Source organism: Streptomyces sp. CA-111067, from assembly GCF_050956065.1.
Taxonomy (GTDB): domain Bacteria; phylum Actinomycetota; class Actinomycetes; order Streptomycetales; family Streptomycetaceae; genus Actinacidiphila.
The window spans coordinates 112,484-122,318 of sequence record NZ_CP192103.1 but is presented as its reverse complement, the minus strand read 5'-3'; the positions used below and the strand labels follow the sequence as shown (position 1 = coordinate 122,318).

The window sequence follows — 9,835 nt, the reverse complement described above, 5'->3', positions numbered from 1 at the left end:
GCCTGGCGGGTTCTGTCAGGTCAGCGGCCCGCGTCCGCACGGCGCAGTTCGACGCGCAGCTCCGCGCCGATCACCGCCAGCGGCTCGGGGCGGGTCAGCTGCCAGTGCGTCGAGGCGACCGGGCAGGTCCGCACCCGGCCCGCGATGTGCGGGCGCCAGACCGCGGCCGGCGCGTGCTCGCGCGGTCTGGCCTCCCGGGTCGCCTCGATCAGCAGCAGGTCGCCCCGGTAGACCGGCGCGGGCTCCAGGCGGCGCAGCCCCGCCGAGTGGTCCCAGCTCGACGCGATCGACCACAGTTCGCCGGCCTCGAACCCGGCCAGCGGCCCGCCCCGCTCCGCGACGAGCGCCGACGCCTGGCGTGCCGTCATCTCGCGGTCCGGGGCGACCGGATAGCCGTTGACGGCCAGCAGCCTGGCCAGGTTCTCCGCGGGAACGCGACCGGCGCCGACCCCGTCGAGCCGGTGCGCCGGCATGGCGTCGAGCACCGTCAGACTGCCGACCTCCTGTCCGGCGTCCAGCAACTGGCAGGCCATCAGGTGCGCGACGCTGCCGCCGAGCGACCAGCCGAGCAGGTGGTAGGGCCCGGACGGCTGGCGGGCGCGGATCTCGGCGACGTACCGGGCCGCCATCTCGTCGAGATCGGCGGGCAGGTCGGAGGCACCGGCCAGGCTCTCGGCCTGGAGCCCGTAGACCGGACGGTCCTGCACATGCCGCAGCAGGCCCGCATAGGGCCAGGCCAGGCCGGTGACCGGGTGTACGCAGAAGAGCGCGGGCCGAGCGCCGGACGCGCGCAGTGGCAGCAGCACGCCGTCGGCGATCCTGGCCGGCTCGGCGGCGTCGCCCGAGTCGATGTGGGCGGCGAGTTCGGCGACCGTCGGGTGGTCGAACAGCGCCCGCACCGCCAGCGGCGTGCCGAGGGCGGCGCGGGTTGCCACCACCAGCCGGGTGGCCAGCAGCGAGTGGCCGCCTAGCACGAAGAAGTCGTCCGTCACACCGGCGTCCGGACGGTCGAGGGTTTCGCGGAACAGCCCGAGCAGCCGCTCCTGCGTGGGAGTTCGGGGCTGTTGCGCGGCGGCGCGCGGCGCGGGCACCGCGTCCGCCAGGGCCCGGCGGTCCACCTTTCCCGACGGCAGCGTCGGCAGCCGCGAGGTGATCACGATCCCGGCGGGCACCAGGTGTTCGGCGAGGCGGGTGCGCGCCCACGCCCGCAGGTCGTCGGCCAGCGCGCCGCCCCCACCGGCCGTATCGGTGGACGCCTCGCCCACCCTCTCGCCCGTGGCTTCGCCCGTCGTCTCGCCCGCCGCCTCCGGATCGCGCGGCACGCAGAACGCGACCAGCCGCCGGTCCCCCCGCGCGTCACGCGGCGCGACCACCGCGGCCTGGCAGACCGCCGGGTGCTCGCCGAGCGCGGACTCGACCTCCTCCGGCGCGACCCGCATACCGCGGATCTTGACCTGGTTGTCGGCCCGTCCGGCGAAGCGCAGCCGCCCGTCCGGCAGCCGCGCCGCGAGATCACCGGTGCGGTAGAGCCGGGAGCCGTCGGCGGCGAACGGATCGGCGACGAACCGCTCCGCCGTCCGCGCCGGATCGCCGACGTAGCCGCGGCCGAGCAGCAGCCCGCCGACGTACAGCTCGCCGATGACGCCGGGCGGCACGGGCCGCAGGAAGGGGTCGAGCAGGTGGACGACGGTGTTGGGGTTGGGCCGCCCGATGGTCGGCCCCTCGCGGCCCGCGCCCGGCCGGTGGATCTCGTGCGTGACGCCGACCGTCGTCTCGGCCGGCCCGTACCCGTGGTACATCGTGGCGCCGGTCGCGGCGCGGAACCGGGCGAACAGCTCCGGCGTCAACGGCTCCCCGCCGCACCACACATGGCGCAGCGCAGGACCGGCCGCCGCCGCGAAGCCGGGCAGCTCCAGCATGGCCGCGAGCATCGAGGACACGACGTAGCAGAAGCTGACCCGCTCCTCGGCCATCAGCGACAGCAGCGCCTCGATGTCCCGTTCGTCGCCGGGCCCGGCGATCACCAGGCGCGCGCCGGTGACCAGCGGCAGCAGGATCTCGTTGATCGAGATGTCGAAGCCGAGCGGGGCCTTGAACAGCGCCGCGTCGCCCGGCCCGTAGCCGAGCAGGCCGCCCTGCCACAGCAGCCGGTTGGCGATCGACCGGTGCCGGATGACGGCTCCCTTGGGCGCCCCGGTCGAACCCGAGGTGTAGATGACGTAGGCGGCGCCGTCTCCGTCCAGCCGGCGCGGCGGCGGCCCCACCCGGTCGGGCGCCCCGGACGGCTCCGCCGCAACCAGCGTCACCCCGTCCGGCACGTCGGTGCCGGCCGGCGCGCGGACGACACGGACCTCGGCGTCGGCCAGGATCGCGTCCACCCGCGCCCGCGGCCAGCCGGTCTCCAGCGGCACGAAGGCGCCACCGGCCTTGAGTACCGCGAGTAGCGTCACGACGAGTTCGGGGGAGCGGTCGAGCCACACGCCGACGCGCCGCTCACCGTCCACACCCAGCTCGCGCAGTCGCCACGCGAGCCGGTCGGCCCGGGCGTCCAGCTCGCCGTAGGTGAGCGAGCGCCCCGCGAAACGTACCGCCACCGCCTCGGGGTCGCGGGCCGCGGCGGCCTCGATGAGATCGACGACGGTGGCCGGGGAGACGGGCGCGTCCGTGTCGTTCCCGCGGTCCAGCGCCTCGTGCTCTGCCGCGGTCAGCGGGTCGAGCGCGGCAACCGGACGGCCGGGAGCGGCGACCACCTCGCGCGCCAGGTGCGTCAGCCGCTCCGCGATCTCCTCGGCGCGCTCCCGTGACAGCGCCTGCGGCTGGTATTTGACGGTGATCGTCAGCCGCTCGCCGGGTATGACGACGAGCACGAGCGGGTAATGCGTGGCGTCCCAGGCCGTACCGGGGGAGACCGTCAGCCCTGTCCCGGCGAGGAGTTCGGCGGCCGCACCGGCGGGATAGCTCTCGTAGGCGACCAGCGTGTCGAACAGCGGGGCGATCCCCGCGTCGCGCTGGATCTCGCCGAGGCCGACGTGCGGCGCGTCGAGCAGCACGGCCTGCTCCCGGTGGACGCGGCTGAGCAGGACGTCGAGCGGTTCGCCGGGCAGCAGCCGCACCCGTACCGGCACGGTGTTGGCGAACAGCCCCACCATCCCGCCGACGCCGGCCAGTTCGGGCGGCCGCCCGGTGACGACCGTGCCGAAGACCACGTCGTCCCGGCCGGTGAGCGTGTTGAGCAGCAGCGCCCACAGCACCTGCACCACTGTGTTGACGGTGACGCCCCGGCTGCGGGCCAGCTCGGTCAGCCCCCGGGACAGCTCGTCCGGGCACGGCACGGGCACCCGCCCCGGTTCGGCCGGCGCGTCGGCGACGGCGGTCCCGGGCAGCAGCAGGGACGCGTCCTCCAGCCCGGCGAGCGCGTCACGCCACGCGCGGCGGCCGCCCTGCTCGTCCTGCCCGGCCAGCCAGCCCAGGTAGTCGCGGAACGGGCGGGCCGCGGGCAGCGCCTCGGCCGCGCCGCCGGCCGCGTAGAGCGCGCAGAGGTCGCGAACCATCACCGGCACCGACCAGCCGTCGAGAACGAGGTGATGCGCGGTCAGCAGCAGCCGGTGGCGCCCCGCGCCGAGCCCGATCAGCGACACGCGCAGCAGCGGCGGCCGGTCCAGGGCGAAGGGCAGCGCCCGCTCGGCGACCGCGTGCAGCCGCAGTTCCTCGGGCTGCTCCGCGGCGGGCAGCGCCGACAGGTCCAGCTCCCGCCACGGCATGGCCAGCCCGCCGAGCACGACGCCGACGGCCTCGTCGGTCTCCTCGGCGACGAACGCGGTGCGCAGCGCCTGGTGCCGGACGAGCAGGGTGTCGGCGCACCGGCGCAGCAGCGCGGTGTCGAGCGGTCCTTCGATGTCCAGCGCGAGCTGGTAGCGGTAGACGTCGCCCACGTCGTGCGACGCGTGGAAGAACAGCCCGGCCTGGAGCGGGGAGAGCGGCAGGACGCCCGAGACGGTTCCGGTGCCCGTGCTCGTTGCCGTCATCGGCCGGCCCCGGTGCCGGCTGCCGCTTCCCGGCCCGGCTGGTCGCCCGAGGGCGATGCGGCACCGCCGTCCACGCGCCCGGCGCCCTCGCCGCCCATGCGCTCGGCGGCCTCGCCGTCCATGCGCCCGGCGGCCTCGCCGTCCATGCGCTCGGCGAGGCTGCGCGGCCGCATGTCCCGCCAGTTCGCCCGCACATGGTCGAGGCAGGCTTCCCGGACGTCTGGGCCGTGACTGACCGTCCACCCACCGGGTACGCCGGTGAACGTCGGCCACAGCGAGTGCTGGCCCTCCTCGTTGACGAGTACGACGAACATGGCGTCCGGATCGTCGAAGGGGTTCTCCGGCATCGCGGTGGGCTCCTCACTCGGCGACGGAGCCGATGGTGCGTTACCATCAGCAGCGGTTAGGTAAGGCTAAGCTTATTTTCGCGGCCACGGCAAGGGTGCCCACGACCCGGCGGATCCGGCTCTGACCGGCCGTCACGGGGGCGTCCACGCATGACCAGTCGAGGGAGAGTCGGATGACGGACGGCTTCACGCCGTGGCCACCGGACCGAGCGCGGCGCTACCGTTCCGCGGGCCACTGGCTCGGCCGTCCACTGGGCACGCTGCTGCGCGAACGCGCGGCCGACAGCCCCGGGCACACCGCGCTCGTCGCCGGCGACCGGCGCGTCGACTACGCCGAGCTCGACGCGTGGGCCGACCGGCTGGCCGGCGGGCTCACCCAGCTCGGCCTGGAACCCGGGGACCGGCTGCTGGTGCAGCTCGACAACCGCGTCGAGTTCGTCCCGCTGTGCTTCGCGGCCTTCAGGGCCGGAGTGATCCCGGTGCTCATACCGCCCGGCCACCGGATCGCCGAACTCGACGCGCTCGCCGAGCTGTCGGAGGCGGCCGGCTACGTCAGCCCTGGACGCACGGCGGGCTTCGACTACCGCGAACTGGCGGAAGACCTGCGCCGACGGCGCCCCGGCGTCCGGCACCTCATCACGGTGGACGACGGGGACGGCTCCGCGGTGTCCCTCGCCGACCTCGCTCTGTCCGCCCCCGCCACCCCGCACGAACCCGCCACCCCGCACGAACCCGACCCCGGCGGCGTCGCGCTGCTCCTGCTCTCCGGCGGCACCACCGGCCGTCCCAAGCTGATACCGCGGACCCACGACGACTACCACTACAACGCGCGGGCCAGCGCCGCCGTCACCGGCCTGACCGCCGCCGACGTCTACCTCGCCGCGCTGCCCGTCACGCACAACTTCCCGCTCGCCTGCCCGGGCCTGCTCGGCACCGTCGCGGTCGGCGGCACCGCCGTACTGGCACCCACCCCGAGCCCCGAGGACTGCCTCGCGCTGATCGCGGCGGAAGGCGTCACCGTCACCGCCACCGTGCCGTCGATGGTCCCGCTCTGGCTGGACGAGGCCGCCACCGGCCGGCACCGGCTCGACAGCCTGCGGCTGCTCCAGGTCGGCGGCGCCGTACTGACGCCCCAGCACGCCGCCCGGATACGCACCGGGCTCGGCTGCGCGCTCCAGCAGGTCTTCGGCATGGCCGAGGGCCTGCTGAACTACACACGGCTCGACGATCCCGAGGAACTGGTGCTGACCACCCAGGGGCGCCCGCTGTCCCCGGACGACGAGGTCCGCGTCGTCGATGCCGCCGGCCTGCCCGTCGGGCCGGGCGAGCAGGGCGAACTGCTCACCCGCGGCCCGTACACGATCAACGGCTACTACCGTGAGCCGGAGCGCAACGCCGCCTCGTTCACCCCGGACGGGTTCTTCCGCTCCGGCGACCTGGTGCGGCGCGGCCCGGACGGGCACCTGACGGTGACCGGGCGGATCAAGGACCAGATCAACCGCGGCGGCGAGAAGATCGCGGCCGCGGAACTGGAGGAGCACGTGGCCGCGCACACCGGAGTGCGGCAGGTCGCGGTCATCGGCGTGCCGGACGAGGCCCTCGGCGAGCGCGTCTGCGTCTGCGTCGTACCGGACGGCGCCCCGCCGACCCTGCGCGCCCTCAAGCGGTTCCTGCGCGAGCGCGGCGCCGGCACCCTGCTCACCCCCGACCGGCTCGAACTCCTCGACACCCTGCCACTCACGGCCATCGGCAAGGTCGACAAGAAGGCGCTGGCGGCACGCTACGCCGCGCCCGCGGACTGAGCCCCCTGGCATCCCGACCGGCGCCACGGCCGGGACCCGCAACCGTCCAGACACGCACCACCGCCCGCACCCGCGCAGCCCAGGCCCGCACCGCCCGCCCCCGGCGACGACAGACGAGGACGATGGACCGACCGACGCAAGCCCCGCCCCGTCGGGCGTCCCGGTGGAGACCGCGCCGCACGCCCCAGCCGGTCGCCGCACCCGCCGACCTCAGCGTGCTGCGCCGCCCGGTCCTCGGCCGGGTCACCGCGGCCGCCACCCTCGAAGCCGCGGCAACCGCCCTGTCGCTGGCCCCCGTTGTCGCCGTCGTCGAGATCGGCCGCCGGCTCCTGGCGGGCAACCGCTCCGGCGTGTGGACGATGACCTGGATCGCCGTCGGGCTGCTGGCCGCCAGGCTCCTCGCGCACGTCGCCTCCGGCCTGCTCAGCCACGTCGCCGACGCCGAACTCGCCGGAAGGCTGCGCCGCTCGCTCGCCGACCACCTCATGGTGCTGCCGCTCGGCTGGTTCAGCGGCGGCGTCTCGGCGCGGGTGAAGACCACCGTCCAGGACGACGTGTCCGCGCTGCACCACGCCGTGGCACACGCCGGACCCGAGACAGCCGCGGCCGTCACCGGGCCCGTGGTCATCGGCGGCTACCTGCTGTGGACGAACTGGCAGCTCGCGCTCCCGGTGTTCGCCGCGATCCTCGCCGCGCAGAGCGTCCGGATGCGGATGGCGAACCGGTCGTCCGAGCCTGCCCGTCGCAAGGCGCAGGCCAACGCCGAACTGTCGGCCGCCGCCATCGAACTCGTCCGCGGCATCGCCGTGAGCAAGGCGTTCGGCTCCGCGCCGCCCCGCCGGTTCACCGCCGCCGCTGCCGCGCACGCCGACGCCGAGGACGAGGAGCAGCGGATCTTCGTCCGGCAGCGCAGCCTCACCAGGGCCAGCGTGTCACCGACGACGATCCTGCTGCTCGTCGCGGGGCTCGGGCTCGCCTTCGTCGAGGCGGGCTGGACGTCGCCCCTCGACATCGTGGCGTACGCCCTCCTCGCGCCCGGCCTGTTCGAGCTGATCACCCCGCTGTACTCGGCCCGCGACCAGCGGCGCCGCGCCCACCGCGCCGCGGCCGGCGTGGCCGGCCTCCTGCGCGAGCCCGCCGAACCCGCCCCGGCCGCACCGCGATCCCTGCCGGCGCCCGCCGAAGGCACCGCCGCGCTGCCGCTCGAACTGCACCGCGTCGGCTTCGGCTACACCCCCGACCGGCAGGTGCTGCACGAGATCTCCGCCCGGCTCGAACCCGGCACCGTGACGGCCCTGGTCGGCCCGTCCGGCGCGGGCAAGAGCACCCTGGGGCTGCTCGTCGCCCGGTTCTTCGCCGCCACCGACGGAGCGATCACCCTCGGCGGCGTCGACATCCGCGACCTGGACCGCACCGACCTCTACCGGCACGTCGGCTTCCTGTTCCAGGACGTCACGCTGCTGCGCGACTCGGTACGCGGCAACATCGCGCTGCCCGATCCCGGCGCGCCGCTGGAGCGGATCCGCGCCGCCGCACGCGACGCGTCGATCGACGAGCGGATCAGCGCCCTGCCGCGCGGCTACGACACGGTGATCGGCGAGGACGCCCGGCTGTCCGGCGGCGAGGGGCAGCGCGTCAGCATCGCGCGCACCCTCATGGCCGACACGCCGATCCTGGTACTCGACGAGGCCACCTCGTCCGCCGACCCCGAGTCGGAGAACGCCGTGCAGGACGCGCTGGCCCGGCTCGCCGGCGGCCGGACGCTGCTGGTGATCGCGCACCGGCTGCACACGATCGCCGCCGCCGACCAGATCCTGGTGCTCGACGAGGGCCGGATCGTCGAACGCGGCCGGCACGGCGAACTCCTCGCGGCCGGCGGCCTCTACGCGCGGCTGTGGGCCGCGCAGGGCGGAGGCACGCGGTGATCACCCAACTGCTGCGGATCGTCGGCAACGGCCACCGGCGCGCCCTGTTCGGCTACCTCGCCGCCACGACGGTCTACTCGGTCAGCGAGGGCGCCGCCTTCGGACTCCTGGTGCCGTTCCTGACGGCCCTGATCGAGCACCGCACCTCGACCGCCGCGCTCTGGCTGATACCGCTGGGCGGCACGGTGGTGGCCGGCTGGATCGCCGGCTACCTGATGGGCCTGCGCGCGCTGCGCCTGTCGTCGCTGTGGCGCCGCGCCCTGTACGACCGCATCGGCGCCCACCTCGTCACGCTGCCGCTCGGCTGGTTCGACCAGGCGCGCACCGGCTCCGTCGAGCGGCTGCTCGGCGCGGGGGTGCGCACCGTGGCCGCCGCCCCGTCCCTCGCGCAGCGGCTCCTGGGGGCGGTCCTCGTGCCCACCACCATCGTCGTCTTCCTGCTCTGCGCCGACTGGCGGGTCGGGCTGGCGGCGCTGGTGACCGTGCCGCCCGTCCTGCTCGTCTTCGCCCTGGCCCGCCGGCTCGGCGACCGCTCCGAGGCGGAGCAGGACGCGGCGACGGCCGAAGCCGGCGAGCGGCTGGTGGAGTTCGCCGGAGCGCAGCCGGTGCTGCGCGCCAACGGACGTGAACAGGGCGGCCGGCGGATGCTGGCCGAGGCCCTGGAGACGCAGCGCCGCGCGGCACGCCGGGGTGTCGTCAGCGCGCTGCCGGGACTGCACCTGGGCCAACTCGCCATCCAGCTGGCCTTCACCGCCGTCCTGGTCGTCAGCGTGCTGCTCGTCACCCACGACGAGGTGGGCCCGGCCCGGATGATCGCGATCCTCGTGGTCGGCGTCCACTTCCTGCGCCCCATCGGCGACACGGCCGCCGCGGCGAGCTCGCTGCGCGCCGTCCGGGCGGCGATCGGCCGGATCGACGCGCTGCTCTCGACGCCGCCCCTCCCAGAACCGGAGTCGCCGCGCGCGGTGAAGGACGCCTCGATCGAGCTGCGGGGCGTGCGCTTCGGCTACGACCCCGAACACCCCGTACTCGACGGCCTCGATCTGACCGTCCCGGCAGGCAGCACCACGGCACTGGTCGGCGCCTCGGGCGCCGGCAAGACCACCGTGACCAAGCTGGTGGCGCGGTTCTTCGACGCCGACGCCGGCAGCGTCCGGGTCGGCGGCGCCGACGTGCGCGAGCTGCCGACCGCCGAACTGCTCGCCCACATCGCCCTGGTCTTCCAGGACGTCCACCTCCTCGACGGCACGATCGAGGAGAACATCCGGGTCGGCCGGCCCGACGCCACCGAGGCCGAGGTCCGGGACGCGGCCGGCCGGGCGCGCGTCGACACGATCGTGCGGCGGCTGCCCGACGGCTGGCACAGCCGGGTCGGCGAGGGCGGCCGGCTCCTGTCGGGCGGCGAGCGGCAGCGGATCGCCATCGCGCGGGCACTGCTCAAGGACACCCCGATCGTGCTCCTCGACGAGGCGACCTCGGCGCTCGACGTGGAGAACGAGGCCGCGGTCCACGAGGCGCTCGCCGAACTGGGCAAAGGGCGCACCCTGCTGGTCATCGCCCACCGGCTCTCGACGATCGCCGACGCCGACGACATCGCCGTACTGGACGGGGGACGGGTCGTGGAGCACGGCCGGCACGCCGAGCTGCTGGCGGCGGACGGCCCTTACGCGCGGCTGTGGCACGCGCGGGAACGGTCCAGCGGCTGGCGGCTGACGAACCGTTAGGCCGCGGGCTTC

The 9,835-nt window shown here is 75.3% G+C and carries 4 protein-coding genes and 1 pseudogene; 3 read left to right on the top strand and 2 right to left on the bottom strand.

Features of this window, described 5'->3' with window-relative positions:
• Positions 1-20 precede the first annotated feature (20 nt).
• The gene (locus ACQPW6_RS00570) at positions 21-4,025 is read right to left on the bottom strand and encodes an amino acid adenylation domain-containing protein (RefSeq protein WP_433887487.1); all 4,005 of its coding nucleotides are present in this window, start codon (positions 4,023-4,025) and stop codon (positions 21-23) included.
• A gap of 137 nt (positions 4,026-4,162) precedes the next feature.
• Positions 4,163-4,372: pseudogene (locus tag ACQPW6_RS00565) on the bottom strand (MbtH family protein); the annotation flags it as partial.
• 173 nt (positions 4,373-4,545) lie between these two features.
• On the opposite strand from ACQPW6_RS00565, the gene ACQPW6_RS00560 reads away from it, so the two are divergent.
• The 3 genes from ACQPW6_RS00560 to ACQPW6_RS00550 all read left to right on the top strand — a co-directional run bounded on the left by ACQPW6_RS00560 (position 4,546) and on the right by ACQPW6_RS00550 (position 9,823).
• Positions 4,546-6,174, top strand: a complete 1,629-nt coding sequence (locus tag ACQPW6_RS00560) for a (2,3-dihydroxybenzoyl)adenylate synthase (protein ID WP_433887486.1) — start codon at positions 4,546-4,548, stop codon at positions 6,172-6,174.
• A gap of 122 nt (positions 6,175-6,296) precedes the next feature.
• Positions 6,297-8,099 carry an ABC transporter ATP-binding protein gene (locus ACQPW6_RS00555; RefSeq protein WP_433887485.1) on the top strand — a complete coding sequence of 601 codons (1,803 nt, stop codon included), beginning with the start codon at positions 6,297-6,299 and terminating at the stop codon, positions 8,097-8,099.
• Complete coding sequence (locus tag ACQPW6_RS00550) at positions 8,096-9,823, top strand: ABC transporter ATP-binding protein (protein WP_433887484.1); 1,728 nt, start codon at positions 8,096-8,098, stop codon at positions 9,821-9,823. Before ACQPW6_RS00555 ends, ACQPW6_RS00550 begins: the two co-directional genes overlap by 4 nt.
• The last annotated feature ends 12 nt before the right edge of the window (positions 9,824-9,835 follow it).